Here is a 24,936-nt window from a genome sequence, read left to right on the forward strand (position 1 = left end):
CCCATGGACCTCGACCCGCGCGCTGCCCTGGACGGGGAACGCGTCCGGGCGACGAAGCTCCTCGCCGACGTCGAACGCAGCATGCGGGACGTCAGCGACGCCCGGGACGGCGCGAACACCGACGACGAGCACGACCCAGAGGGGGCGACCCTGGCCTGGGAGCGCGGGTCCCTCGGCGCGGTGCGTGACGACGCCCGACGCCGCATCGAGCAGGTCGACGCGGCCCTCGGCCGTCTCGACGCGGGGACGTACGGGCGCTGCGCGGTCGGCGGGGAGCCCATCCCGGAGGCTCGCCTGGCCGCGGTCCCGTGGGCGGCGACCTGCGTCGCGCACGCGTGACGGGCCTCCCGGCCGGCCTGGAGGCCCGGACGACGTCCGCCGCGTCGGCTCCCGACACCCACCTGGTGCGGACCCGATGCGCCGCGGTTTCCCAGCCGCGCGCCCTAGCGTGCGGACATGCACGGCGACCCGACTGAGCCTCCCCGGAGTGCCGGCCCCGACGTGGGCGGACCCGACGCGGACCGCGCTGCGTCCGGCCGTACCGAGCAGGCCGACGGCGGTCGTCAGCGCTTCCAGTGGTTCCGAGACCTGCGGACCTGGATCCACGCCCGGCCGCACGTGCACCTCTTCTACAAGGTCCTGGTCGGGATCGTCGGCGGGCTCATCGTCGTGGTCGGGCTCGCCCTGGTGCCGCTGCCCGGTCCCGGGTGGCTGGTCGTCTTCATCGGCCTGACGGTCCTGGCGAGCGAGTTCCACTTCTTCCACCGGATCATCACCTGGCTGCGGGCGAAGCTGCATCGGTTCTGGGACTGGGCGAAGCACCACGCCCCGTCGAAGCGGATGCGGGACGCGGCGGACAAGGGCAAGGCGGACGTCGACGCGGCCCATGCCGAGGCACACCGGAACGTCGGCGTCCCGCGCCCCCGCGGTCGGACCGCGCGACCCGGTCTCTAGCGAGCCCGTCGCGACGCGCCGCCCGCGTCAGACCGTGCGGACCGTGCCCGTCGCCGTCCGCTCGACGGCCTCGGCGGCCGACTCCTCGACCGCGACGGTGTCCTTCGACGTGAGCTGCAGCACGAGGGCGATGCCCGCGGCGACGACGATGAACGCGCCGTAGCCGGCGAGCACCGGCACGAGGCCGACCGTCGGCTCGAGCAGCCCACCGATGACGGCGGGCACGCCGAACGCCAGGTAGCTGACGACATAGATGGTGGAGAGCAGTCCCGCACGGTGGGTCGGCGCGGCGGTCGCGAGCAGCATCCGCAGCGGCGCCTGGAAGCCGGCTCCGAAGCCGACGCCGGCGATCGCGCTGCCGACGACGAGGCCCGGCAGGGACTGGGCGAACACGAACCCGATCGTGACGACGGGTCCGAGGACGAGCGCGACGAGACCGATGAGCACGCCGACGCGGGCGTCGAGCCGCTGCGTGGTGATGCCGGTGGCCGCGCCGACCCCGGTGACGACGGCGATGAGGGCTCCGGCGGCGAAGTGGTTGTCGATGCCGAAGACCACGCCGAGCGCCGAGGGGACGAGGGACAGGAAGAGCCCGCCCAGGGCCCAGCTCGCGATGAGCGAACCGGCGACGCCCCGGAACAGCCGGCGCGAGGACCGCGGCACGGCGATCGTCGGGCGGAGGGACCGCAGGGCTCCCGGCCGGCGGGTGACCCGCTCGGGGACGACGGCCAGCGCGACGAGCATGAGCACGAGGAGCGCGCCGAAGAGCAGGTAGACGAACTGCTCGGGTGCCGGACCCCACTCGACCAGGGCGCCGCTCGACAGTGCGCCGGTGGCGAGCGCGATCGGTGGGACGGCCCCGTTCAGCACACCGGCGAGGGCGGGGTGCCGCTCGAGGGAGTTGTCGATGAGCGCGGCACCGAGGGCACCGATGAGCAGGCCGACGGACACGCCCTGCACGACGCGGTCGAGGACGAGGGCACCGAAGCCGTCGGCGACCACGAAGAGCCCGAGCGAGACGGTGAGGCCGATCCCGCCGGCGACGAGCACGGGCTTCCGGCCGACGTGGTCGGACAGCCGGCCGGCGACGAGCAGGCTCACCAGCAGCCCGGCGACGTAGACGGCGAACACGGCGGTGAGCATGAGCGGCGTCAGGTGCCACTCGGCCGCGTAGACGGGGTAGATCGGGGAGGGGACCGCCGACGACGCCAACGCCACGAGCAGCATGGCGGCGATGATCCAGAACCCGGCGACCGAGCGTGTGGACTGCATGGTGTCCCTCCCGTCGTGATGGACCAGTACGGACGGAGTCGTACCGGGTGGTACCGCATTGGTACCGCATCGTGGCTGTACGACGCAAGTCGTACAGGGAGGGGAACGGTGGTAGCGTCCCGTCCATGCCCGAGCGCGACGATGCCCCCGAACGGCTGCCCCAGCCGACGCCGGCCGAGATGGACCTGCCCGTCGTGATGGACGCCCTGTCCGACCCGATCCGGTTGTCGATCCTGCGCCGGTACCTCGTCGACGCGGCGGGCGGGGAGCGCTCCTGCGGATGGGTCGGCATCGACCGCCCGAAGTCCACCCTGACGCACCACTTCCGGGTCCTCCGCGAAGCCGGGCTCCTCGAGCAGCACCTCGAGGGCCTGACCCGCGTCAGCCGCGTCCGTACCGAGGACGTCCAGCAGCGCTTCCCCGGCCTGCTCGACCTCGTGCTCGACTGGCGGGTCCCGGCCGGGCTCGTGCGCGCCGAGGCCGCAGTGTGAGCGGGGGGACCGCGCAGCACCGGCTGCCCGCCGTCGTCGCCGACCCCCGTGTGACGTCGGCGCTCGCCGCGGACCTGACCGCGGCCGGCTACACGGTGGAGGGCGTCGACGCGCTCTGGGGGACCGAAGCCGCGGCAGCGCTGCACCGCGGCACCCGGGTCGCGGCCCTCCGCGCACTCGCCGAGCGTCCGACCACCCCGCTGTCGACCATCGCGACGCTGTTCGTGCTCGGACTGCCGGTGTCGCGCGCCGACGCCGACCGCGGGTTCCCGACCACCGGCGTGGACACGCTCGTGAGCGCCGGGGTGCTCCGGACCGATGCGGACCGTGTCGCGCCCGCCCTGGACCTCCGGCCGTACGCCTTCGTGGACGACCTCGGCGCCGGCAGCTGGTGGATCGCGTCCGACCTCGGCGAACTCGCCCTCGGGCACGCGATCAGCGAGGAGCACGTCCTCGGCATCGGCGGTGCCACCACGACGCTGAGCGGTCTGCAGCTGCCCGTGCCCGTCCGCCGCGTGCTCGACCTCGGCACCGGGTGCGGCGTCCAGGCCATGCACGCCCGCCGCTTCGCGGACGAGGTCGTCGCCACCGACATCTCGTCACGGGCGCTCGCCATCGCCCGGTTCAACGCGCTCCTCAACGGCGTCGACGGCATCGACTTCCGCCTCGGCTCCCTGTTCGAGCCGGTCGCGGGGGAGCGGTTCGACCGGATCGTCTCGAACCCGCCGTTCGTCATCACGCCCCGCCGCGAGGGCGTCCCCGCCTACGAGTACCGCGACGGCGGGATGGTCGGTGACGCCCTGGTCGAGACCGTGCTCCGGGGTCTCGCAGACCACCTCGAGCCCGGCGGGACGGCGCAGTTGCTCGGCAACTGGGAGCACCGCTGGGGCACGGACGGCCTCGACCGCGTCGCGTCCTGGTTCGCGGACACCGACCTGGACGTGTGGGTGGTCGAACGCGAGCGCGAGGACCCGCCCGCCTACGCCGAGACCTGGATCCGCGACGGCGGCACGAAGCCCGGCTCGCCGGAGTTCGACGACCTGGTGGACGCCTGGCTCGACGACTTCCGCGACCGGCACGTCACCGGGGTCGGTTTCGGCTACGTCGTGGTCCGCTCGCCGTCCGGTCCCCGGGGGAGCAGCCCGGCACCGCTCCGGCGCTTCGAACGACTCCCGCAGGTGCTCGGCTCGAACCCGGCGGGCCTCGGCGCGACCGTGGCACGGGCCCTCGACGCCGTCAGCTGGCTCGCCGCCCACGACGACCGGGCCTTCGCGGACGCACACCTCCGTGTCGCCGGGGACGTCACCGAGGAGCGTCACTACTGGCCGGGCAACGACGACCCCACGGTGATGGCGCTCGTGCAGGGCGGCGGGTTCGGCCGCCGGGTCGACGCCGACACCGCCCTGGCCGCGTTCGTCGGTGCGGCCGACGGGGAGCTGGCCGTCGGCCAGATCGTCGGGGCGATCGCCCAGCTCACCGGCGTGGACGAGGCGGCGCTCAGCGCCGACCTCGTGCCGCGCCTCCGGGACCTGGTGCTCGACGGCCTGCTGCTCCCCGCCTGACCCCGGCGGTCAGCGGCGCCAGGTGTGCTCCGGGGCGTAGCCGAGGAGCTCGCGGGCCTTGTCGGAGGACAACAGTGAGCTGACGCCGTCGATGTCTGCCCGGCGCTCGATGTCCGGCAGGTACTGCTCGACGAGCTCGAGCGTCGGGGTGTCCATGACCGTGTCCGGGCTGGCGATGATGAACGCCTCGAAGCCGGTCAGCTCACTCTCGACGGCCTTGCGCACCGCCTGGGCGCCGTCGCGGGAGTCGATGTACGACCACAGGTTGAAGGTCTTCGCCTCCGGGGTCGCGTCCCACGGGAACGCCGGGTAGTCCGTCTCGTCCATCACGTTCGAGAAGCGCAGCCCGATCATCTTCAGCTGCGGGTCCCAGCGGGTGAAGTGACGCGCCATCTCCTCCTCGACGGCCTTGCCGAGCGAGTACGAGGACTGCGGCCGCACCGCGAACTCCTCGTCGACGGGCAGGTAGGGCGGGTGGTGCTCGCCCATCGGGATGCCCAGGAGCGTCTCACTGGAGGCCCACACGACGTTGCGGATGCGGGCTGCGCGGGCGGCGTGGAACACGTTGATGGACGCGGTCACGTTGTTCGTGATGAGTGCGACGTCCGGCACCTGGCCCGGCGCCGGCACCGCACCGAGGTGCACGACGGCGTCGACCGAGTCGTAGCGGTCGTCGACGCCGATCAGGGTGTTGAGGACCTGGCCGTAGTCGGTCAGGTCGGTGCGGACGAACTGCACGCGCTCGGGCTTGTCCGGCGAGGGCACCCGGTCGATCAGCACGACGTCGTAGCCGTGTTCGTCGAGGTCGCGGACGACCGCCCGTCCGAGCTTGCCGCTGCCACCGGTCACCACTACACGCGTCATCGCGTCACTCCACCTCGTCGTCGAGACCCGGGTCGGGTCGGGTCCATCCTGCACCGCGGGTGGTGGACGCGACCAGGGACGGGCGGTACCCGTGTCGGGGCGCGGGGCGGGCCTCCCGGCCGGACGTCAGGAGCCGGTCGTGACCTGCGCCATCGCGAGGTGGGTGACGAGCTCGACGTGCTCGGCCATGTCCCGGGTCGGGTCGTACAACCACTGGATCTGCATGCCGTCCGAGGTGGCGAGCAGGACGCTCGCCAGTTCCTCCGGGTCGAGGTCGGTGCGGAGCCGGCCGTCCTGCTGCATCCGGCGGAAGTCGTCCGTCATGCGGGCACGCGTGGTCTCGTAGCGCTCGCGGAAGTAGGCGTGCGCGGGGTGGTCCGGGTCGGTCGCCGCCGCTGCCGACAGGTTGACGAACATCTGCACCAGGCCCGGGACCTCGGCGTTGTGCCGGACGACCGCGGCGAGGAGTGCGGCGAAGTCCGGGGCGTCCCACTGCGCGGCGTTGTCCAGGTCGTCACGGCGGCGGAGGATCGCGACCCAGAGCTCGTCCTTCGAGTCGAAGTAGTGCAGGAGCCCGGCCTGCGTGAGGCCCACGGCGTCGGCGATGTCCTTGATGCTCGTGCGTCGGAACCCCTGCGTGGCGACGAGCTCGAGCGCGACGGACAGGATCTCCTCGCGCTTGGCGATGCCCTTCGCGTACGAACCCCGTCGTGCCATGGCGAGAGAGTACCGCCCGCTGGCCCGAGCAGAAACCGAGTAGCGGTAGGGATTGGTGCTAGCGTGAGGGCACTGCCGACGACGGCGCTCGGCGGTACGTCTCCGACGGAAGGAACGACCCCCGTGACCGCGACCCCCGCAGCCCCGACCCCCGCGGACACCGATCGGCTCGGCGAGCGCATCGACGCACTCCTCGACCGGCTCTCCACCGAGCAGAAGGTGCAGCTGCTCACCGGCCGGGACTTCTGGACCACCTGGCCGATCGAGGAGATCGGGCTCCGTCGCGTGCTCATGTCCGACGGGCCGTCCGGCGTGCGCGGCGAGGTCTGGGACGAGCGGGAGCCGTCGCTCAACCTGCCGTCCGCGACCGCGCTGAGTGCGTCGTGGGACCGCGCGATCGCGAAGCGCTACGGCGGGGTGGCCGCCGTGGAGGCCCGTCGCAAGGGCGTCGACGTCGTCCTCGGTCCGACGATCAACCTGCACCGCTCACCGCTCGGCGGTCGCCACTTCGAGGCGTTCAGCGAGGACCCGGTGCTCACCGGCGACCTGGCGGCCTCCTACGTGGCCGGCGTGCAGGAGCACGGCGTCGCGGCGACCCCGAAGCACTACATCGCGAACGACTACGAGACCGACCGCTTCACCGCGTCCACCGAGGTGTCCGAGCGTGCCCTGCGCGAGCTGTACCTGCTGGCGTTCGAGAAGGCCGTGACCGAGGCGCACGCGTGGGCCGTGATGTCGTCCTACAACGCCGTCAACGGCGTGACCGCATCGGAGAACGACCTGCTCGAGACGCCGCTCAACGCCGAGTGGGGCTTCGACGGCGTCGTCGTGTCCGACTGGACCGGGGTCCGCTCCGTCGAGGCGGCGACGGCGTCGCAGGACCTCGCGATGCCCGGGCCGAACCCGTGGTGGAGCGAGGGGCCGCTGCTGGCCGCGGTCGAGTCCGGGGCGGTGCCGATGGCGGCGATCGACCGGAAGGTGCGCCGGATCCTGCTGCTCGCCGCCCGGGTGGGGGCGCTGTCCGGGGTGGACGCCGCGGGGCCGGCCGGTGCTGCTGCCGCTGGCGCCGCGCCGGCACGGGGTCCCTCGGTCGAGGACGGCGTCGCCTTCGCGCGCGAGGCCGAGGCCGAGGGCACGGTCCTCGCCCGCAACACCGGGGTCCTGCCCCTGGACCCCGCCGCGGTGTCCCGCATCGCGGTCATCGGGCACAACGCCGACCAGGCCCGGACGCAGGGCGGCGGTTCCGCCACCGTCGTGCCGGAGTCGGTCGTCTCCCCGCTCGACGGCATCCGTGCCGCGCTCCCGGCCGCCTCGGTCGAGTACGCGATCGGCGCCGTCGTCCAGGAGGGCATCGCCGAGTTCCCCCTCGACACCATCACGAACCCGGTCACCGGGGAGCCCGGTGCGCGGGTCGCCTTCGTGCGTGACGGGGCGGAGCTGTACACGGAGGACCGTCGCGCCACCGCGCTGTTCTGGTTCGGCGGGGACGCTCCCACCCGCGAGGCAGACCGGCTGGACATCACGACCACCTACACGGCGCAGCAGGACGGCACCGTGCGGATCGGGATCGGTGCCGCGGGACGCTCCCGGATGTGGGTCGACGGCGCCCTCCTGCTCGACGAGGACGTGCCGTTCGCGGCCAACCAGCTCGGCGCCGCGTTCCTCGACCCGCCGGCGCGCTCGGTCCCCGTCCCGGTGACGGCCGGGCAGCGGCTCGCGATCCGCATCGAACACGACGTCGTGCAGGACGAGACGCTCGGCGGGGTCCTCGCCTACCAGTTCGGCACCGAGCCCTCGGACGACGACCCGGCCGACCTGGTCGCCGCGGCCGTCTCCGCCGCGTCGCGGGCCGACGTCGCCGTCGTGGTCGTCGGGACGAACAGCCGGGTCGAGTCGGAGGGTCACGACCGGACGTCCCTCGCACTGCCCGGGCACCAGGACGACCTGGTCCGTGCGGTCGCCGCGGCCAACCCGGCAACGGTCGTCGTCGTGAACGCCGGCTCGCCCGTCGAGATGCCGTGGCGGGACGAGGTCGCCGCGGTCCTGCTCACCTGGTTCGGCGGTCAGGAGTACGGGAACGCGCTCGCCGACGTGCTCACCGGTGGTCGGGAGCCGGGCGGCCGGCTCCCGACCACGTGGCCGGCCGTGATGTCCGACGTCCCGGTGCTCGACGTCACCCCGGTCGACGGCGCGGTCTCCTACGACGAGGGCGTGCACATCGGGTACCGCGCATGGCTCCGTGCCGGCTCGGAGCCGGCCTACCCGTTCGGGCACGGGCTCGGCTACACCACGTGGTCGATCGACGGCGTCGCGGCGACCCCGACGGTCACCGAGGGCGACGCCGTCATCGTGACCGCGACCGTCGCGAACACCGGGGACCGCGCGGGCAAGCACGTCGTGCAGGTCTACGCGTCGCGTGCGGAGTCCTCGGTGGACCGGCCGGTGCGCTGGCTCGTCGGCTTCGCCCCGGTGCGACTCGACGCGGGTGCGTCGACCGAGGTCTCGATCGAGGTCCCGGCCCGTGCGTTCGCGTACTGGGACGGCGGGCGCGACGGGCGGTGGGCGTACGAGCACGGGCAGTTCACCCTGCACGTCGGCGCGTCCGTGGTCGACGAGGCCGGACGGGCGTCGGTCGAACTGGCGTGAACCCGTTGCCCGCTCGACCCGTCCGGTTTCCGCACGGGGCACCAGCGGGCAAGTACGATCGGTGCTGCGTCAGCCGGCTGGTTACCGGCGACGCGCGCATCACCGACGGTCCGTCGAGCGTGCGCCACGGCCTCCTGATCCGGTCGTCGGCGCCCCGCCGGGCCGGATGCGTCCCGATGCGCCCCCGCACCCCGTGCGGGGGCGCATCCTCGTGTCGCGACCTGTGTGACAAACCACCCAGGTGGTGGAACGATGAGTCCACCATCCCGTGTGGATCAGGGACGGGATGGTCGTCCGGCGGGAGGGTCCTCGGTACTCACCACACCGTGGGCCCCGCCGGACGTCTGTCCGCTCCGCCGGTTCAGACCGTGCGCACCGCCGGTGCGATCTCCTCGGCGACGATCCGCAGGATCCGCTCGTGGGAGGCGCGGTCCCCGTTGGCCGGGAGGGTCACGACGAGTTCATCGGTCGCCGCCACCGCCGGGTCCGCGAGCAGCGCGTCGACGATGGCGGCCGGTTCGCCGGAGATCACGCGGCTGAAGCGGAACGGCGGGCCGGAGAGCGGCCGGCCCTCGTCGTCCATGCCGGACGCGTACCCGGTGAGGAACTCCTCGTGCACGGCGCGGTCGGAGTCGTCGAGGAGCGGGACGATGATCCGCCCGACGGCGACCTTCGGCGTGCGCTCGGGGTGCAGTTCGGCGAACCGGGAGCGGTACGCGGCGATCTGGTCGGCCTGAGCCTCGGCGAACGGGGCGCCGGTGTCCTCGGTGTTCAGCGTCGAGCAGTGCAGCAGCAGGCCCTTCTCGGCCGTCTTCACCGCGGTGCCCATGCTGCCGCCGCCCCACCAGACCCGGTCGAGCAGGTCGGGGCTCTGCGGCTGCAGGGTGAGTTCGGCGCCGGCGGGGATGGACTCGTAGCCCGTTCCGGCGGAACCGAGGGCGTCGCCGCGCAGGACCTCGAGCAGGCGGGCGGCACGGGCCTCCGCCTCGTCGCGGAACGAGCGCTCGGAGGTGCCGAACACGGGGTCGAGGATCGGGCCGTAGCCGGCGATCCCGGTGCTGATGCCGAGTTGCACCCGACCGCCGCTGAGCAGGTCGACCGTGCTGGCGTCCTCGGCGAGCCGGACCGGGTCCTCGTACCGCATCCCGAGGACGGCGGTGCCGAAGCCGATCGTGCTCGTCCGCTGGGCGGCGGCGGCGAAGAAGGTCATCGGGCTCGTCAGGAAGGGCTCGAAGTGGCGGCCGCGCACCCATCCGGTGCCGTAGCCGAGCGCCTCGGCGGCCTCGAACAGCCGGAGGCCGTCCTCGAGCGCGCTCGCGGCGCCGGGAGTGCCACCGTGGTTCGGGACGAAGGAGAGGAAGCCGAGTTCGCGCACGGAGGCAGTCTATGCGGGCGTATGGATCTGTGGAAGGCGCGGGACCTGTCCACCGGATACTGGCCTCCCGGGACCGGCGACGCGTGGTGCTGGGAGGATGGGGACATGACCGACGTCACCACCGTCCCTCCGCTCGTCGCCGCACTGCCGGCGGCAGAGGGCGGTGTCGTCGATCCCGACGCCGTCTACCTGGCCTTCGCGGAGTGGGCCGCTTCCGGCGGTCGCCCGCTCTACCCCGCGCAGGACGAAGCGCTCATCGAACTCGTCTCCGGCGCCAACGTCGTCCTGAGCACCCCGACCGGCACCGGCAAGTCGCTCGTCGCGGCCGGCGCGCACTTCGCCGCGCTCGCCGAGGGCAAGCGGAGCTACTACACGGCACCGATCAAGGCGCTCGTCTCGGAGAAGTTCTTCCAGCTCGTCGACCTGTTCGGTGCGCAGAACGTCGGCATGGTCACGGGCGACTCAGCTGTCAACGCGGATGCCCCGATCGTCTGCTGCACCGCAGAGATCCTCGCGAACCTCGCGCTCCGCCAGGGCCCCGACGCCGACGTGGACGTCGTCGTGATGGACGAGTTCCACTTCTACGGCGACGCCGACCGCGGGTGGGCGTGGCAGGTGCCGCTGCTCGTGCTCGAGCGGGCGCAGTTCCTGCTCATGTCGGCGACCCTCGGCGACGTCACCACGATCGCGGACGACCTCTCCCGACGGACCGGCCGCGCCACCGCGCGGGTGACCGGCGTCTCGCGGCCCGTCCCGCTCGCGTACGAGTACGTCATGACGCCGGTGCAGGAGACGGTGGAGCGCCTGCTCGAAGAGCGCAAGGCGCCGGTCTACATCGTCCACTTCGCCCAGGCAGCGGCGCTCGAACGGGCGCAGTCGCTCATGTCCGCCAAGGTCGCCAGCCGGGAGCGCCGCGACGAGATCGCGGAGGCCATCGCCGGCTTCCGCTTCAGCGCCGGGTTCGGGCAGACGCTGTCCCGGCTCATCCGTGCCGGCATCGGGGTGCACCACGCTGGCATGCTGCCGAAGTACCGGCGGCTCGTCGAACAGCTCGCGCAACGCGGGCTCCTGCCCGTGATCTGCGGGACCGACACCCTGGGCGTCGGCATCAACGTCCCCATCCGAGCGGTGCTCTTCACCGGGCTGACGAAGTTCGACGGCACGAAGATGCGGCAGCTCTCCGCGCGCGAGTTCCACCAGATCGCCGGCCGTGCCGGTCGCGCCGGCTACGACACCGAGGGCGACGTCGTGGCGGAGGGCCCCGAGCACGACATCGAGAACGCGCGGGCCGTCGCCAAGGCCGGGGACGACCCGAAGAAGAAGAACAAGATCAAGCGGAAGAAGGCGCCCGAGGGCTTCGTGTCCTGGGGCCAGGCGTCCTTCGAGCGCCTGATCGCCGCCGAGCCCGAGCCGATGGTGTCGCGTATGCGCATCACACACGCGATGGTGCTCTCCGTCGTCGCGCGCGGGGGAGACGCGTTCCAGGACGTCCGCTCCCTGGTGTTCGACAACCACGAACCCCGAGCGCGTCAGCTCGCGATGGCCAGGCGGGCGCTCACCATCGCCCGGACCCTGATCAACGCGCGGGTGATCGAGAAGGTCGACGGGCGCTACCGCCTCACCGTCGACCTGCAGGCGAACTTCGCGCTGAACCAGCCGCTGTCGCCCTTCGCACTCGCCGCCTTCGAGCTGCTCGACCCCGACTCCCCGACCTTCGCGCTCGACATGGTCTCCATCGTCGAGGCGACCCTCGACGACCCGCGCGCGATCCTGTCGCAGCAGCAGTTCAAGGAGCGCGGGGAAGCGGTCGCCCGGATGAAGCAGGAGGGCATCGAGTACGAGGAGCGCATGGAGCTGCTCGAAGAAGTGACCTGGCCGAAGCCGCTCGACGAACTCCTCACCGCCGCGTACGAGAGCTACGCGGACGAGCAGCCCTGGGTGCTCGACTTCACCCTCTCGCCGAAGTCCGTGGTCCGCGACATGTACGAGCGGGCGATGACCTTCGGTGACTACGTGCGGTACTACCAGCTCACCCGGTCCGAAGGGCTCGTCCTCCGGTACCTGTCGGACGCGTACCGGACCATGCGGCAGACCATCGCCGACGAGCACCGGACGCAGGAGCTCGACGACGTCATCGAGTGGCTCGGCGAGCTCGTGCGCCAGGTCGACTCCTCGCTCGTCGATGAGTGGGAAGCGCTGATGAACGGGGACATCGCGCTCGCCGAGGCCGAACACGAGGAGATCGCCCCGCCGCAGCCCGCGCGACTCACCGGCAACGTGCGGGCCTTCCGGGTGCTCGTGCGGAACGCCCTGTTCCAGCGCGTGCTGCTCGCCGCTCGCGACGACATCGACGGGCTCGGTGAACTCGACGCGCAGCAGGGGTTCGACCGGTCCGCGTGGGACACCGTGCTCGAGGAGTACTACGACGAGCACGACACCGTCGGCATCGACGCCGAGGCCCGGTCCATGCAGTACCTGGTCCTCACCGAGGAAGGCCGGACCTGGCGCGCACGGCAGATCTTCGCCGACCCGGAGGGCGACAAGGACTTCGGCTTCTCCGCCACGATCGACCTCGACGCGTCCGACGAGGCGGGGGAGGCCGTCGTCCGGGTCACCGAGATCGGCCGGTTCGACGGGTGGGCCGAGGTCGACGTCGACTGAGGGCGGATCGACCGAGGGCGGAACACGAGCGGGCACCGTCCGGTACGGTCGGGGTTCCCACGGAAGGAACGCCCATGCGTATCGGCTCCAGCATCGCCCTGATCGTGATCGGCGCAATCGTCGCGTTCGCGGTCGACTTCCAGGTCGCGGGCATCGACCTGAAGCTCATCGGCTACATCCTCATCGCAGCGGGGATCATCCTGCTCATCATCAGCCTGGCGGTCGGCTTCGGCGGGCGTCGGACCACCACCACGACCCGTTCCGGGGTCGACCCGGCCTCCGGTGAGCAGATCACGCGGCAGGACCGCCGCGACGGCACCTACTGACACGGCAAGCGCGAACGACGAGGGCGGGACCGATCGGTCCCGCCCTCGTCGTGTACCCGGGTGGTGTGTGCGGCTGCGTGCTCGGCTCAGAAGAGCGTCGCGGGCGGGACGGCCTCGGGCAGCGCTTCCGGCTCCGGGACGTCGACGCCCGGCCAGCCCGGCCCCGTCGGCACCTCGGTGCGGTTCTGGTACGCGGTCGCAGCCCCCCGGGCGCGGACGTCAGCGGCCTCGTTCATCTCGTGGCCCATGTGTCCGCGGACCCACTCGAAGGTGACCTTGCGGCCCTGGAGCTCGGCGTCGAGCTCCTTGATGATCTCGACGTTCAGCACGGGCTTGCCGTCGGCCTTCCGCCAGCCCTTCCGCTTCCACCCGGCGAGCCACTCGGTGCAGGCCTTGATGGCGTACTGGCTGTCGCAGAGGATGTGCAGGGGTTCGCCGGTGTCCTTGGTCGCACGGAGCAGCTGCAGGACCGCCGTCAACTCGCCCTGGTTGTTCGTTCCGCGGGGCCATCCGCCGGCTGCCCACCGGTCGTCGTCCACGTACCAGGCCCAGCCGGCCGGGCCGGGGTTGCCGAGGGCTGAGCCGTCTGCGGCGGCGACGATCGTCACGGTGGGACCTCCTGGTGGTGGCGAGTGCCCGACGAGCGTAACGGACCTGTCGGGCGGGGTGTGCCTCCCGGCCGTCGGCGTGGACGGTGCCGGGGGCCCGCTGCGCTCATCGCACCCTGTCGCGGCGGGGCGCGTCGTCCGCGGCGGGCGCGACCGGACCGCGGGTCAGCGGCCGCTCACCTGGCGGAGTGCGGCGACGAGGGCGTCTCCGTCGGCGACGTCGTAGAGCGCGAAGTTCTCACGTGCGCCGGGTAGGCCGTCGAGCCCGGTGTTCGCGTACTGCTGTGCCGCCGCGCTCCCGCCGTAGAAGAGTGTGTCGAGGCCGCTGACGTCGTCCCACTGGACCGTGACGTGCCCCGGCGATCGGTCGACGTACCAGTCGGTGCGTCGGGCATCGGTCTCGCGGGTCCGGCGGCCGTTCGTGATGAGGGCGCGCTCCGTCGTCACGGCGTACACATCGGTGCGCTTGCGGTGGCGCTTCACGGCGAAACGGCCGGCGAGCATGTGCAGACCGATCAGGACGAACGCGGACAACAGCGCGATCCCAGCGGGGTGCGCGTGCGATCGCGCGGCGCCCACGAGGCCGATGGTGACCATCGTGGTGAAGAAGGCGCTGAAGGGGATCAGGTACCGGTCGGCGTCGACGAACATGCGGTGCGGGTCGCTCCGGCCGACCCAGAGGATGCGCTCGCCCGGCTGGAGCCGCTCCTCGACGCGGGCAAGCGCCCCGGACGAGGTCACCTGGTCTCCGCTCCCGCCCTCAGCGTCCTGCTGCGTCATCGAGCGCCTGGACCATGGCCTTGCCGTCGGCGACGTCGAAGAACGCCATCGGACGGGGGCCGGACAGCCCGTCCATCCCGACGCCCGCCGAACAGGCGGCCCGGCTCGCTCTGCCCCACCCACAGCAGGTGCTCGCCGGGGCGGAGCTCGTCGGAAGCCAGGGCACGAGGACCGATCACCCTTCGACGCTACCGATGCACGGGCAGCGCTGTTGTGCCCCGATCGGGCCGACGCCCTGGGAGCCGGCCACCCTCCGCCGCCTACCGTTCGGGGAAACGGGAGGAACCACCATGAGCAACGACATCGCAGGCCCCGAGCACTCCGACGACCGGGACCGCTCGGACGCCCTGACCTCGGCCGCGCACAGCGACGACGTCGACGGTGTCAGCGGCAGCGAGCAGCGGGCCGCCGACACCTCGTACAGCCCCTCGAGTGAGCGGGAGATGGACGCGTCCCAGACCGAGCAGCGCGACGACGACGACCTGCGCGAGGACGGCATCGACCCGTCGCGGGTCGTCGCTGCTCCGGGGACCGGTGGCGCCGACGACGCCGGTGACGTCGAGCCGGAGCCGGGTGACCTCAACCTGCCGTGGCAGTCCGAGGAGGACCGCCAGGGCTGACCATCGGCCGGTCCGTCAGGATGTGAGCCGGCCCGTCAGGACCCGGGTCCGTCCCTCAGGACACCGAGTCCGGGTGGGAGCCCGTCCGCTGCCCGGACTCGAGACCGGCGATCGCGGCGAGTTCGTCGTCACCCAGCACGAACCCGTCGACGTCGAGGTTCGACCGGATGCGCGCCGGCGTGACCGACTTCGGCATGACGACGACGCCCTGCTGCACGTTCCACCGCACGAGCACCTGGGCGACGCTCACCCCGTGCGCGGCGGCGATCCCGGTGAGGACCGGGTCCTCGACGAGGCGTCCGCGGCCGAGAGGCGACCACGCCCCGGTGACGATGCCGTGCTGCTCGTGGAAGGCGATGAGCTCGCGTTGTGGCAACCACGGGTGCCGCTCGACCTGGTTGAGTGCCGGCACCTCGCCGGTCTCGGCGATGATCCGCTCGAGGTGGGGGACCTGGAAGTTCGACACCCCCACGCTCCGCGCGCGGCCGCACTCGCGCAGCTCGACGAGCGTTCGCCAGGTCTCGACGTACCGGTCGTTCGCCGCGGCGGGCCAGTGGATGAGGTACAGGTCGACGGCGTCGAGTCCCAGTCGGTCGAGGCTGGCGTCGAAGGCGCGCAGGGTCGCGTCGCGCCCCTGGTGGTCGTTCCACACCTTGGTGGTCACGAAGACGTCGTCGCGGTCGAGCCGGGAGGCCCGGATCGCCTTCCCGACGCCGCGCTCGTTCCCGTACATCTCGGCGGTGTCGACGTGGCGGTACCCGGCGTCGAGCGCCAGGCCGACGGCCGTCTCGGCCTCCGCGTCGTCGACCTTGTAGACGCCGAAGCCGACGGCGGGGATGCTCCGGCCGTCGCGGAGGGGGATCGTGGTGACCATGCCCCCATCCTGCCGCCCCGGGCCTCCCGGACCGGCATCTCGAGCGGCGCTGTGCAGAGGCGCCGCCACCGAGGTCAGCTGGGGATCGTGACCGGCTCGGTGTCCGGGATGGGGCTGACGTCGCGACCGCGGAGGTCGGGCAGCCAGCTCCGCATCGCCAGCGGCAGCACGACGCCGGCCGCGGCCATCACCGCACCGACCATGAGCCCGCCGCTCGGGCCGTTGCTGTCGATGAGGAAGCCCGCGACAGCGGACCCACCGGCGGCACCGATGAGCTGACCGGTGCCCATCCAGCCGTACGCCTCGGCGGTGTCGGAGAACTTGACCGTCGCCGACACCGACCCGAACATGACCGCGAGGGCCGGCGCGATGCCGGCGCCGGCGATGACGAGGGCGATGCAGAGCCACCAGAACGTCGGGTTGCCCACGGCGAGGACCAGGCCGACGAAGACGATCGTCATCCGCAGCCAGAGCGTGTTCTTCGAGATCGGGCGGTGGCCGAGCGCGAGGCCGCCGATGAGCGACCCGATGGCGAAGACCGCGAGGACGATGCCGGCGTTCGGGCTGCCCTCGCCGAAGACGCTCGTGACGCTGGCCTCGACCGCGGCGCACGCCCCGATCAGGAGCAGACCGGTCAGGGTCGCCACGACGACCGACGGACGCTTCATGACGACACCGAAGGCGCGCTTCGAGCGGGGGATCCGGACGCGGCCGAGCTCGGGGGAGGCGATGAACCACGCGCCACCGACGAGCAGGAACGCCATCGCGACGACGATCGCCTCGACCGTGCCGATCTGCGTCGCGACGAACGTCGTGATGACCGGGCCGGCGACCCAGATGAGCTCCTGCGCACTGGCGTCGAGGGAGAAGAGCGGGGTGAGCTGCTTCGACGTCACCATCTTCGGGTAGATGGTGCGCACCGCGGGCTGCACGGGCGGGACGGCCAGGCCGCCGACGAACCCGATGACCACGTACGCCCAGAGCGGCATCACGAAGAAGGCGATGACGCCCATGGTGACGAACGCCACGATGCTCGTGAGGACCAGGACGGGACGCATGCCCCAGCTGCCCATCCACCGGCTCGTCAGCGGCCCGGCGAGGGCCTGTCCGACGCTGGTGGTCGCGAGCACGAGTCCGGCGGCGCCGTAGGAGTGGAAGATGTGCTCGACGTGCAGCAGGTAGGCCAGCGACAGCATGCCGAACGGGAAGCGAGCGGTCAGCTGCGCGGCGATGACCCGGCCGACACCGGGCGTCTTCAACAGGGACCCGTACGCGCTCACGTGACGAGTGTACGGACCGGACGGACCGCCCCGCAGGGGCTGTGGAGGGCCGTGTCCCCTGTCCGGGGGAAGGACGATCGGTGGCTGTCCGCGCAGCGTTCTCAGACACGCCGAGCGGCAGGTGCGTCCGACGGTTTCCACACCCGTGGAGAGGGCCCCTCAACGGGGTGTGGGAAGTGTCGGTGGTGGGTGCGAGAGTGCCGGAAAACCGGGCCTCGCGGGAATCCACAGTCTGTGGAGGGCGTTGTGGAGAACTACAGGGGTGTAACACTTCCTCTAGTGGTCCAACCGGCCATCGGGCACTACATGTAGTAGCGTCGTCCACAACACAGCACCAGAACGTCGGGCCCCCACCGGGCCCAGAACCAGGGGAGATCATGGCCGTCACCGTGTACACCAAGCCGTCCTGCGTCCAGTGCACTGCGACGTACCGCGCCCTCGACAACAAGGGCATCCAGTACGAGGTGCACGACGTCTCCACGGACGAAGCCGCACTCGAGCACGTCAAGAGCCTCGGCTACATGCAGGCCCCCGTCGTCGTGACCGACGACGACCACTGGTCGGGCTTCCGCCCCGACAAGATCGCCACCCTCAGCGCCGAACTGGCCTGACGCCACGCGGGCCGTCCGGCCCGCGTCGCCCGGTGGCGGGCAGACAGTTTGGAGGCTCGTCCCGCCCCCGCCACACCCCTCCGGTCCGCAGTCCGCACCTCGCCAGGGAGCGCACCATGAGCCGCCTCGTCTACTTCTCGAGTGTCTCGGGCAACACCGCCCGGTTTGTGGAGAAGCTCGGCCAGGACGCCGACCGGATCCCGCTCCTCCCGAGCGAGCCGTTCCTCCACGCGGACGGCCCGTACGTGCTCGTCCTGCCCACCTACGGCGGCGGCAACGGCCACGGAGCGGTCCCCAAGCAGGTCATCAAGTTCCTCAACGACGAACACAACCGGGCACTGATCCGGGGCGTGATCGCCGCCGGCAACACGAACTTCGGCGAGGCCTACGGTCTCGCGGGCGACGTGATCGCACAGAAGTGCCATGTGCCCGTTCTCTACAGATTCGAACTCTTCGGGACCCCTGACGACGTGTCGGCGGTCAACTCAGGATTGGAAGCATTTTGGACGCAGCAGTTGCAGACGTCGATCTGACGTCGCCGCAGACGGGGATGGACTACCACTCCCTCAACGCGATGCTCAACCTCTACGACGCGGACGGGAACATCCAGTTCGACAAGGATCGTGAGGCGGCCAAGCAGTTCTTCCTGCAGCACGTCAACCAGAACACCGTCTTCTTCCACAACCTGAAGGAGCGGCTGGACTACCTGGTCGAGAATGAGTACTACGAGCAGGCGACGATCGACCAGTACTCGCTCGAGTTCATCCAGAAGCTCAACGACCTGGCGTACTCGAAGAAGTTCCGGTTCCAGACGTTCCTCGGCGCGTTCAAGTACTACACGAGCTACACGCTCAAGACGTTCGACGGCAAGCGCTACCTCGAGCGCTTCGAGGACCGTGTCGTGATGACCGCGCTCGGCCTGGCGCAGGGCAACGAGCAGCTCGCGATCGACCTCGTCGAGGAGATCATCGCCGGCCGCTTCCAGCCCGCCACCCCGACGTTCCTCAACACCGCGAAGGCCCAGCGCGGCGAGCTCGTCTCCTGCTTCCTCCTCCGCATCGAGGACAACATGGAGTCGATCTCGCGCGGCATCAACTCCTCGCTGCAGCTCTCGAAGCGCGGCGGCGGCGTGGCCCTGCTCCTGTCGAACATCCGCGAGGCCGGCGCCCCGATCAAGCAGATCGAGAACCAGTCCTCGGGCATCATCCCCGTGATGAAGCTGCTGGAAGACTCGTTCTCCTACGCGAACCAGCTCGGCGCGCGTCAGGGTGCCGGTGCCGTGTACCTGTCGGCCCACCACCCCGACATCATGAAGTTCCTCGACACCAAGCGCGAGAACGCGGACGAGAAGATCCGCATCAAGACGCTGTCGCTCGGTGTCGTCGTGCCGGACATCACGTTCGAGCTCGCGAAGAACAACGAGGACATGTACCTGTTCTCGCCGTACGACGTCGAGAAGGTCTACGGCGTCCCGTTCGGTGACGTCCCGATCTCCGAGAACTACCGCGCGATGGTCGACGACTCGCGCATCAAGAAGACGAAGATCAAGGCACGTGACTTCTTCACGACCATCGCCGAGATCCAGTTCGAGTCGGGCTACCCGTACATCGTGTTCGAGGACACGGTGAACAAGGCGAACCCGATCAAGGGTCGGATCAACATGTCCAACCTGTGCTCGGAGATCCTGCAGGTCAACACCCCGACGACCTTCAACGAGGACCTGTCCTACAAGGAGATCGGTAAGGACATCTCCTGCAACCTCGGGTCGCTGAACATCGCGCTGACGATGGACTCGCCGGACTTCGGCAAGACCATCGAGACCGCCATCCGCGGCCTGACCTCGGTGTCGCAGATGTCGCACATCTCGTCGGTCCGCTCGGTCGAGGACGGCAACGACAAGTCGCACGCCATCGGCCTCGGCCAGATGAACCTGCACGGCTACCTCGCTCGTGAGCGCGTGTACTACGGCTCCGAAGAGGGCATCGACTTCACGAACATCTACTTCTACACGGTGCTGTTCCACGCCCTGCGCGCCTCGAACAACATCGCCATCGAGACCGGGGAGACCTTCGACGGCTTCCGCGACTCGAAGTACGCATCGGGTGAGTTCTTCGACAAGTACACCGACCAGGTCTGGACGCCGGCCACTCCGCGCGTCGCGTCGCTGTTCGACAACGCGAACATCACCATCCCGACGCAGGACGACTGGAAGGCGCTGAAGGCGTCCATCCAGCAGCACGGCATCTACAACCAGAACCTGCAGGCCGTCCCGCCGACCGGTTCGATCTCGTACATCAACCACTCGACGTCGTCGATCCACCCGATCGCGTCGAAGATCGAGATCCGCAAGGAAGGCAAGCTCGGCCGCGTCTACTACCCGGCGCCGTTCATGACGAACGACAACCTGGACTACTACCAGGACGCGTACGAGATCGGCCCCGAGAAGATCATCGACACGTACGCCGCTGCCACGCAGCACGTGGACCAGGGCCTGTCCCTGACGCTGTTCTTCAAGGACACCGCCACCACGCGCGACATCAACAAGGCGCAGATCTACGCATGGCGCAAGGGCATCAAGACGATCTACTACATCCGTCTCCGCCAGCTCGCCCTCGAGGGCACCGAGGTCGAGGGCTGCGTCAGCTGCATGCTGTAGCGGTCGGTCGCTGACGCGACTGCCCACCGGACTGGAGGCGCGGTGCCATCCCGCACCGCGCCTCCAGTCCGCATCACTGGTCACCATCTACTGCTGAACGAGGAACACACGTTGGTCGAGAAGCTCAAGCTCATCGATCGGGTCCAGGCAATCAACTGGAACCGAATCCAGGACGACAAGGACGTCGAGGTCTGGAACCGTCTCGTCAACAACTTCTGGCTGCCCGAGAAGGTGCCGCTGTCGAACGACGTCCAGTCATGGAACACGCTCACGCCGGCCGAGCAGAAGCTGACCATGCGTGTGTTCACCGGTCTGACGCTCCTGGACACCATCCAGGGCACCGTCGGCGCCGTCTCGCTCATCCCCGACGCGATCACCCCGCACGAGGAAGCCGTCTACACGAACATCGCGTTCATGGAGTCGGTGCACGCGAAGTCGTACTCGTCGATCTTCTCGACCCTCGCGTCGACGCCGGAGATCGACGAGGCCTTCCGCTGGTCCGAGGAGAACCCGAACCTGCAGAAGAAGGCGTCCATCGTGATGGACTACTACCAGGGCGACAACCCGCTGAAGCGCAAGATCGCGTCGACGCTGCTCGAGTCGTTCCTCTTCTACTCCGGCTTCTACCTGCCGATGCACTGGTCCAGCCGCGCGAAGCTCACGAACACCGCCGACCTGATCCGCCTCATCATCCGCGACGAGGCCGTGCACGGGTACTACATCGGCTACAAGTTCCAGAAGGGCCTGGAGCGCGTCACGCAGCAGGAGCGCGACGAGCTCAAGGACTACACGTTCTCGCTGCTCTACGAGCTCTACGACAACGAGGCGCAGTACACGCAGGACCTCTACGACGAGGTCGGGCTGACCGAGGACGTCAAGAAGTTCCTGCACTACAACGCCAACAAGGCGCTGATGAACCTGGGCTACGAGGCGATGTTCCCGAAGAACATCACCGACGTGAACCCGGCGATCCTCTCCGCCCTGTCGCCGAATGCGGACGAGAACCACGACTTCTTCTCGGGGTCGGGCTCGTCGTACGTCATCGGCAAGGCCGTGAACACGGAGGACGAGGACTGGGACTTCTGATCCTGGTCTGACTCGTGGGAACGCCCCGCTGGCTTCGGCCGGCGGGGCGTTCGTCATCCCCGACCGGAAGAGCGCTGACGGGACCGGCTGGTGGCAGCCATCACCTGCTAGCTCCCCGGTGCTCGACGATCGGACGGGCACGAGACATGGGGGTGGCTGAAACGCCTTGGAGAGCGACGAGGTCACGCGTCCGCGGTGTCATGAGGAGACCAGGCTGCTCACGGGACTCGCTGCGCGCGTCGGTCGGCTCAGGACTCAGGCGACGATCGACGCACGGCGTGGTGGGCGGCCGGGATGGACAGGAGCGCGCCGCCGACGAGGAGGCCCGCGGCGACGAGGACGGCGACCGGAGTGCGGAGTGGTGCGACACCGAGGCAGACCGTGCACCACGACACCGTGGCGATCCCGGAGATGATCGTCGGACGCAGCGCTGCGCGATGGCCGATACGCCAAGCCGCCTCGCTCGACAGGGTGATCGACGTTCGAACGCCGGCGAGGCTGTTCCGTGGCAGCGACCCGCTGGCAGCCCTCCAGGTCAGCCAGGTGACGAGAGCGGCTGCGCCGACTTCGAGTGCCATCGCGAACACCATCGCTCCGTCCATGTCGATAACGGTAGTGCCTCAGAAGCAGAACGGCAATGTTTCAGTCTCTTCTTGGAGGATATGGGACGCCAACGAGACCGCACCGGCTCAGCTCACCCCTGCGGCGTCGTGCCCGCGCCCTCGGTGTCGTCTGCGCCGGCCGGACCGGCACCGGCCTGATCGAGGTTCTCGTGCGGGTCGCCCATGTCGCCGGTGGCCTTGCCGGCGGGGGACAGCCCGAAGTGCTTGCGGACCGCGTTCGCCTCGGTGACGGACAAGGTGTTCCCGGCTCCTGGGGACGGTGCGCCCTTGATCGCGCTCTTCGCGTACCCGACATGCAGGTCCGTGCCGTCGAACGTGGCGTCCTCGACCGGGACGAGTGCGGTGTGACCGACGAAGCGTCCTGTCGCTACGCTGACGAACGCAGCGTTGCCGTCCTCGGAGGGGAACACCTGCGCGACCTTGCCGACTGATGCGCCGTCGCGGTCCCGGACGGTCGCGTTCTCGACCTCGTGGATCTTGCTCTTGGTGATCATGGGCGTAGTCAACGCCCCGTGCCTGATTCGCATTGTGCCAATGCCCACTTGAACGGGCGGTCGGCCGATCGACAGGAGTTTGCAGTGCGTATCGGGTGATTTCGACGAGATGAGCCGCGACAGTCAGGAGTGACGGACCTGAGCCGACCGACGGTCAGCCCCCCGTTGACGGGCAAGTGCCTGCCGACGCGACCGGTTCGCTGGGAGCGAGCCGTGCCTCCAGGCCGGACCGGAACCGCGCACCTGTCGGACGCGACACGACGGACGGCCCGCCCCGTTGCCGAGGCGAGCCGTCCTGTGGAGCCGGGTCGCTACCGCGCTGACTGCACGGCGACGCTGGCGAGCTCGGCTCGGACGATGGCCGCCCCGGCGGACAGCGCGCTGAGCTTCGAGAGCGCCCCACCGCGTGCCAGCGGCGCCATCCCGCAGTTGGTGCTCGGGATGAGCTTGTCGGCGTCGACGAACTCGAGCGCGCGACGGAGCACCTCCGCGACCTCCTCGGGCGTCTCTACGGTCTCGGTCGCGACGTCGATGGCGCCGAGCATGACCTTCTTCCCGCGGATGAGTTCGACGAGCTCGAGCGGCACGTGGGAGTGGATGCACTCGAGGGAGACGATGTCGATCGACGACTGCTGGAGGAGCGGGAAGGACTGCTCGTACTGGCGCCACTCGGCGCCGAGCGTCTCCTTCCACCGGTTGTTCGCCTCGATGCCGTAGCCGTAACAGATGTGCACGGCGGTCTCGGCGTGCAGGCCCTCGGCAGCGCGCTCGAGTGCGGCGACGCCCCAGTCCTGCACCTCGTCGTGGAAGACGGTGAAGGCGGGCTCGTCGAACTGGATGACGTCGACGCCGGCGTCCTGCAGCTCCCGAGCCTCCTGGTTGAGGATCGTGGCGAACTCCCACGCCAGCTTCTCGCGGCTCTTGTAGTGCTGGTCGGAGAGCGTGTCGATCATGGTCATCGGGCCGGGGAGCGCCCACTTGATCGGGCGGTCGGTCTGGGCCCGGAGGAACTTCGCGTCGTCGACGAACACCGGGGCGGGACGGCTCACGGCGCCGACGACCGTGGGGACCGCGGCGTCGTACCGGTCGCGGATGCGGACGGTCTCCTTGCGCTCCTGGTCGATGCCGTCGAGGTGCTCGATGAACGTCGTCACGAAGTGCTGCCGGGTCTGCTCACCGTCGCTGACGATGTCGATGCCGCGGTGCTCCTGCTCGTGGACGGCGGACCGGAGCGCGTCCTGCTTGCCCTCGGTCAGCGCTGCGCCCTCCAACTGCCAGGGGGACCACAGCCGCTCGGGCTCGGCGAGCCAGGACGGTTTCGGCAGGCTGCCGACGATCGCGGTGGGCAGGAGCGTGGTCATGCGCGGGTGGTTCCTGTCGGTCAGTGGGGCAAGCGGGCGGCGGGGCAGGGGTCCAGCGGGCCGGAAGGTCAGTGCGTCAGAGCGGTGTGACTGGAGGCCCATCGCTCGAGGAGTGCTCGGTGCGGCTGGACGAGGTGCTCCTCCGTGTACCGCCCCTGCGTGACTCCGAGGCGGCTGCGCTCCTCCCGGTCGTACGTGACGGGAGGCGTCGAGAAGTCCGTGTGCTCGAGGGTCGGGCGGTACGTGCTCGGGGCGACCGTGTCCGCGTTGTAGATCTCCGGTCGGTAGATCTTCTGGAACGTCTCCATGGTGCCGATCGTGCCGATGAGCTGGAGGTCCGAGTAGTCGCCGGTGAGGTCACCGCGCGTGTAGAACGCGAGCGGCGCCTTCGCACCCGGCGGCATGAAGTAGCGCACCCGCATGCCCATCCGCCCGAAGTAGTCGTCCGTGAGCGAGGAGTGCTCGTGCTCGTACTCGGCGCCGAGCACGGGGTGGACGTACCCCGTCTGCCGGTACGTCTGGCTCGTGGAGACGCTGATGCAGACGACGGGCTCGGCGGCGAAGTGGTCGCGGTACGCGTCCGACTCCAGGAACCGCTGGAACAGCGCCCCGTGGAGCTGGCCGAAGTCGTCGGGGATGCCGGCGCTCTTGTCCAGGGACGGCAGCAGGACCGCGAAGTCGTAGTCCCGGAGGTACGAGGAGAAGTTGTTGCCCAGGATCCCCTGGTGCCGTTCCCCGGTGTGCTGATCGAGGATCGCGACGTCGAGCACCTCGATCAGCGGGAACTGCTCGGCGCGACCGTCGTCCTCGAAGTGCAGCGTGACCGAGACGATGTCGAGCTCGAGGCGGTACCGACCGCCGTCGGCGTTGCCCGCTTCGCCCGCTTCACCCGCGAGGTCGTTGCAGCGTGCGTTGATCATGGCGAGCGCGTTGCGGAGGTTCTGCTGGCGGCGCTCGCCGCGTGCCAGGTTGGCGAAGTTCGTGGTCAGCCGGGAGCTCTCCGCGGGGGAGTAGTCCTCGTCGAAGCGGGTCCTGGTGATGCTGAAGGTGAGGTCGTTCGCCATGGTCGGCAGTC

The 24,936-nt window shown here is 70.2% G+C and carries 24 protein-coding genes; 12 read left to right on the top strand and 12 right to left on the bottom strand.

Going from position 1 to position 24,936, the window contains the following annotated elements; translation table 11 throughout:
• Positions 1 to 3: 3 nt before the first annotated feature.
• Both DEI84_RS10995 and DEI84_RS11000 read left to right on the top strand, forming a co-directional pair.
• On the top strand, positions 4 to 339 hold the full coding sequence (locus DEI84_RS10995; RefSeq protein WP_110825833.1) for a TraR/DksA C4-type zinc finger protein: 336 nt from the start codon (positions 4 to 6) through the stop codon (positions 337 to 339).
• 117 nt (positions 340 to 456) lie between these two features.
• Positions 457 to 954 (top strand): TIGR02611 family protein, encoded by a 498-nt coding sequence (locus tag DEI84_RS11000; protein WP_110825834.1) that lies wholly within the window; start codon positions 457 to 459, stop codon positions 952 to 954.
• 27 nt (positions 955 to 981) lie between these two features.
• Here DEI84_RS11000 and DEI84_RS11005 read toward each other — a convergent pair whose 3' ends face one another.
• Positions 982 to 2,226, bottom strand: a complete 1,245-nt coding sequence (locus DEI84_RS11005) for an MFS transporter (RefSeq protein ID WP_110890858.1) — start codon at positions 2,224 to 2,226, stop codon at positions 982 to 984.
• 125 nt (positions 2,227 to 2,351) lie between these two features.
• On the opposite strand from DEI84_RS11005, the gene DEI84_RS11010 reads away from it, so the two are divergent.
• Both DEI84_RS11010 and DEI84_RS11015 read left to right on the top strand, forming a co-directional pair.
• Complete coding sequence (locus DEI84_RS11010) at positions 2,352 to 2,717, top strand: helix-turn-helix transcriptional regulator (protein ID WP_110890859.1); 366 nt, start codon at positions 2,352 to 2,354, stop codon at positions 2,715 to 2,717.
• The gene (locus DEI84_RS11015) at positions 2,714 to 4,279 is read left to right on the top strand and encodes a class I SAM-dependent methyltransferase (protein WP_258371762.1); all 1,566 of its coding nucleotides are present in this window, start codon (positions 2,714 to 2,716) and stop codon (positions 4,277 to 4,279) included. Before DEI84_RS11010 ends, DEI84_RS11015 begins: the two co-directional genes overlap by 4 nt.
• Before the next feature lie 9 nt (positions 4,280 to 4,288).
• Here DEI84_RS11015 and DEI84_RS11020 read toward each other — a convergent pair whose 3' ends face one another.
• Both DEI84_RS11020 and DEI84_RS11025 read right to left on the bottom strand, forming a co-directional pair.
• Positions 4,289 to 5,143, bottom strand: coding sequence for an NAD(P)-dependent oxidoreductase (locus DEI84_RS11020; protein ID WP_181419612.1), 855 nt, complete (start codon positions 5,141 to 5,143; stop codon positions 4,289 to 4,291).
• 126 nt (positions 5,144 to 5,269) lie between these two features.
• On the bottom strand, positions 5,270 to 5,860 hold the full coding sequence (locus DEI84_RS11025) for a TetR/AcrR family transcriptional regulator (protein ID WP_110890860.1): 591 nt from the start codon (positions 5,858 to 5,860) through the stop codon (positions 5,270 to 5,272).
• 123 nt (positions 5,861 to 5,983) lie between these two features.
• On the opposite strand from DEI84_RS11025, the gene DEI84_RS11030 reads away from it, so the two are divergent.
• The gene (locus tag DEI84_RS11030) at positions 5,984 to 8,506 is read left to right on the top strand and encodes a glycoside hydrolase family 3 protein (protein ID WP_110890861.1); all 2,523 of its coding nucleotides are present in this window, start codon (positions 5,984 to 5,986) and stop codon (positions 8,504 to 8,506) included.
• Between the two features lie 361 nt (positions 8,507 to 8,867).
• Here DEI84_RS11030 and DEI84_RS11035 read toward each other — a convergent pair whose 3' ends face one another.
• Complete coding sequence (locus DEI84_RS11035; protein WP_110890862.1) at positions 8,868 to 9,881, bottom strand: LLM class flavin-dependent oxidoreductase; 1,014 nt, start codon at positions 9,879 to 9,881, stop codon at positions 8,868 to 8,870.
• A 105-nt stretch (positions 9,882 to 9,986) separates the two neighbouring features.
• On the opposite strand from DEI84_RS11035, the gene DEI84_RS11040 reads away from it, so the two are divergent.
• Together DEI84_RS11040 and DEI84_RS11045 are read left to right on the top strand one after the other, a co-directional pair.
• Positions 9,987 to 12,542: an RNA helicase gene (locus DEI84_RS11040; protein ID WP_110890863.1), complete on the top strand. Its 2,556-nt coding sequence runs from the start codon at positions 9,987 to 9,989 to the stop codon at positions 12,540 to 12,542.
• 74 nt (positions 12,543 to 12,616) lie between these two features.
• A complete protein-coding gene (locus tag DEI84_RS11045; protein WP_110890864.1) occupies positions 12,617 to 12,868 on the top strand; it encodes a DUF6458 family protein in 252 nt (83 codons plus the stop codon).
• 86 nt (positions 12,869 to 12,954) lie between these two features.
• Here the strand turns inward: DEI84_RS11045 and DEI84_RS11050 are convergent, their stop codons facing one another.
• Positions 12,955 to 13,476: a ribonuclease H gene (locus tag DEI84_RS11050; RefSeq protein WP_110825842.1), complete on the bottom strand. Its 522-nt coding sequence runs from the start codon at positions 13,474 to 13,476 to the stop codon at positions 12,955 to 12,957.
• A 165-nt stretch (positions 13,477 to 13,641) separates the two neighbouring features.
• Entirely contained in the window at positions 13,642 to 14,256 is a 615-nt protein-coding gene (locus DEI84_RS11055; protein ID WP_146236353.1) for a hypothetical protein, read from the bottom strand.
• 290 nt (positions 14,257 to 14,546) lie between these two features.
• Between DEI84_RS11055 and DEI84_RS11060 the strand changes: the two genes are divergently transcribed.
• Positions 14,547 to 14,876, top strand: coding sequence for a hypothetical protein (locus tag DEI84_RS11060; protein WP_110825844.1), 330 nt, complete (start codon positions 14,547 to 14,549; stop codon positions 14,874 to 14,876).
• 55 nt (positions 14,877 to 14,931) lie between these two features.
• Here DEI84_RS11060 and DEI84_RS11065 read toward each other — a convergent pair whose 3' ends face one another.
• Positions 14,932 to 15,750, bottom strand: coding sequence for an aldo/keto reductase (locus DEI84_RS11065; RefSeq protein ID WP_110890866.1), 819 nt, complete (start codon positions 15,748 to 15,750; stop codon positions 14,932 to 14,934).
• A gap of 74 nt (positions 15,751 to 15,824) precedes the next feature.
• Complete coding sequence (locus DEI84_RS11070) at positions 15,825 to 17,030, bottom strand: MFS transporter (RefSeq protein ID WP_110825846.1); 1,206 nt, start codon at positions 17,028 to 17,030, stop codon at positions 15,825 to 15,827.
• 377 nt (positions 17,031 to 17,407) lie between these two features.
• Here DEI84_RS11070 and nrdH point away from each other — a divergent pair, with 377 nt between their 5' ends.
• The 4 genes from nrdH (at position 17,408) to nrdF (ending at position 21,383) form a co-directional block, all read left to right on the top strand.
• Positions 17,408 to 17,641, top strand: a complete 234-nt coding sequence (gene nrdH / locus DEI84_RS11075; protein ID WP_058769310.1) for a glutaredoxin-like protein NrdH — start codon at positions 17,408 to 17,410, stop codon at positions 17,639 to 17,641.
• Positions 17,642 to 17,757: 116 nt separating this feature from the next.
• Positions 17,758 to 18,174, top strand: a complete 417-nt coding sequence (gene nrdI, locus DEI84_RS11080; protein ID WP_110825847.1) for a class Ib ribonucleoside-diphosphate reductase assembly flavoprotein NrdI — start codon at positions 17,758 to 17,760, stop codon at positions 18,172 to 18,174.
• A gap of 17 nt (positions 18,175 to 18,191) precedes the next feature.
• Positions 18,192 to 20,297 (top strand): class 1b ribonucleoside-diphosphate reductase subunit alpha, encoded by a 2,106-nt coding sequence (nrdE, locus tag DEI84_RS11085; RefSeq protein ID WP_110825848.1) that lies wholly within the window; start codon positions 18,192 to 18,194, stop codon positions 20,295 to 20,297.
• A gap of 111 nt (positions 20,298 to 20,408) precedes the next feature.
• Entirely contained in the window at positions 20,409 to 21,383 is a 975-nt protein-coding gene (nrdF, locus tag DEI84_RS11090; RefSeq protein WP_110825849.1) for a class 1b ribonucleoside-diphosphate reductase subunit beta, read from the top strand.
• A 248-nt stretch (positions 21,384 to 21,631) separates the two neighbouring features.
• Here nrdF and DEI84_RS11095 read toward each other — a convergent pair whose 3' ends face one another.
• The 4 genes from DEI84_RS11095 to DEI84_RS11110 form a co-directional block, all read right to left on the bottom strand.
• Complete coding sequence (locus DEI84_RS11095) at positions 21,632 to 21,985, bottom strand: SdpI family protein (RefSeq protein ID WP_110890867.1); 354 nt, start codon at positions 21,983 to 21,985, stop codon at positions 21,632 to 21,634.
• A 92-nt stretch (positions 21,986 to 22,077) separates the two neighbouring features.
• Positions 22,078 to 22,500: a PRC-barrel domain-containing protein gene (locus DEI84_RS11100; RefSeq protein WP_181420426.1), complete on the bottom strand. Its 423-nt coding sequence runs from the start codon at positions 22,498 to 22,500 to the stop codon at positions 22,078 to 22,080.
• A gap of 311 nt (positions 22,501 to 22,811) precedes the next feature.
• The gene (locus DEI84_RS11105) at positions 22,812 to 23,861 is read right to left on the bottom strand and encodes a methionine synthase (RefSeq protein ID WP_110890869.1); all 1,050 of its coding nucleotides are present in this window, start codon (positions 23,859 to 23,861) and stop codon (positions 22,812 to 22,814) included.
• Positions 23,862 to 23,929: 68 nt separating this feature from the next.
• Entirely contained in the window at positions 23,930 to 24,925 is a 996-nt protein-coding gene (locus DEI84_RS11110) for a putative oxygenase MesX (RefSeq protein ID WP_110890870.1), read from the bottom strand.
• Between the last annotated feature and the right edge of the window lie 11 nt (positions 24,926 to 24,936).

Origin of the sequence: Curtobacterium sp. MCBD17_023, from assembly GCF_003224415.1 — a bacterium.
Taxonomy (GTDB): domain Bacteria; phylum Actinomycetota; class Actinomycetes; order Actinomycetales; family Microbacteriaceae; genus Curtobacterium.

What these genes read in the sequence shown, in the direction of transcription:
- DEI84_RS10995 (WP_110825833.1), top strand. Translation starts at nt 4, where the DNA reads ATGGACCTCGACCCGCGCGCTGCCCTGGACGGGGAACGCGTCCGGGCG.
- DEI84_RS11110 (WP_110890870.1), bottom strand. Translation starts at nt 24,925, where the DNA reads ATGGCGAACGACCTCACCTTCAGCATCACCAGGACCCGCTTCGACGAG.
- DEI84_RS11065 (WP_110890866.1), bottom strand. Translation starts at nt 15,750, where the DNA reads ATGGTCACCACGATCCCCCTCCGCGACGGCCGGAGCATCCCCGCCGTC.
- DEI84_RS11025 (WP_110890860.1), bottom strand. Translation starts at nt 5,860, where the DNA reads ATGGCACGACGGGGTTCGTACGCGAAGGGCATCGCCAAGCGCGAGGAG.
- nrdI (WP_110825847.1), top strand. Translation starts at nt 17,758, where the DNA reads ATGAGCCGCCTCGTCTACTTCTCGAGTGTCTCGGGCAACACCGCCCGG.
- DEI84_RS11100 (WP_181420426.1), bottom strand. Translation starts at nt 22,500, where the DNA reads ATGATCACCAAGAGCAAGATCCACGAGGTCGAGAACGCGACCGTCCGG.
- DEI84_RS11005 (WP_110890858.1), bottom strand. Translation starts at nt 2,226, where the DNA reads ATGCAGTCCACACGCTCGGTCGCCGGGTTCTGGATCATCGCCGCCATG.
- DEI84_RS11060 (WP_110825844.1), top strand. Translation starts at nt 14,547, where the DNA reads ATGAGCAACGACATCGCAGGCCCCGAGCACTCCGACGACCGGGACCGC.
- nrdH (WP_058769310.1), top strand. Translation starts at nt 17,408, where the DNA reads ATGGCCGTCACCGTGTACACCAAGCCGTCCTGCGTCCAGTGCACTGCG.
- DEI84_RS11045 (WP_110890864.1), top strand. Translation starts at nt 12,617, where the DNA reads ATGCGTATCGGCTCCAGCATCGCCCTGATCGTGATCGGCGCAATCGTC.
- DEI84_RS11095 (WP_110890867.1), bottom strand. Translation starts at nt 21,985, where the DNA reads ATGGACGGAGCGATGGTGTTCGCGATGGCACTCGAAGTCGGCGCAGCC.
- DEI84_RS11105 (WP_110890869.1), bottom strand. Translation starts at nt 23,861, where the DNA reads ATGACCACGCTCCTGCCCACCGCGATCGTCGGCAGCCTGCCGAAACCG.
- nrdE (WP_110825848.1), top strand. Translation starts at nt 18,192, where the DNA reads ATGGACTACCACTCCCTCAACGCGATGCTCAACCTCTACGACGCGGAC.
- DEI84_RS11040 (WP_110890863.1), top strand. Translation starts at nt 9,987, where the DNA reads ATGACCGACGTCACCACCGTCCCTCCGCTCGTCGCCGCACTGCCGGCG.
- DEI84_RS11020 (WP_181419612.1), bottom strand. Translation starts at nt 5,143, where the DNA reads ATGACGCGTGTAGTGGTGACCGGTGGCAGCGGCAAGCTCGGACGGGCG.
- DEI84_RS11010 (WP_110890859.1), top strand. Translation starts at nt 2,352, where the DNA reads ATGCCCGAGCGCGACGATGCCCCCGAACGGCTGCCCCAGCCGACGCCG.
- DEI84_RS11000 (WP_110825834.1), top strand. Translation starts at nt 457, where the DNA reads ATGCACGGCGACCCGACTGAGCCTCCCCGGAGTGCCGGCCCCGACGTG.
- DEI84_RS11055 (WP_146236353.1), bottom strand. Translation starts at nt 14,256, where the DNA reads ATGACGCAGCAGGACGCTGAGGGCGGGAGCGGAGACCAGGTGACCTCG.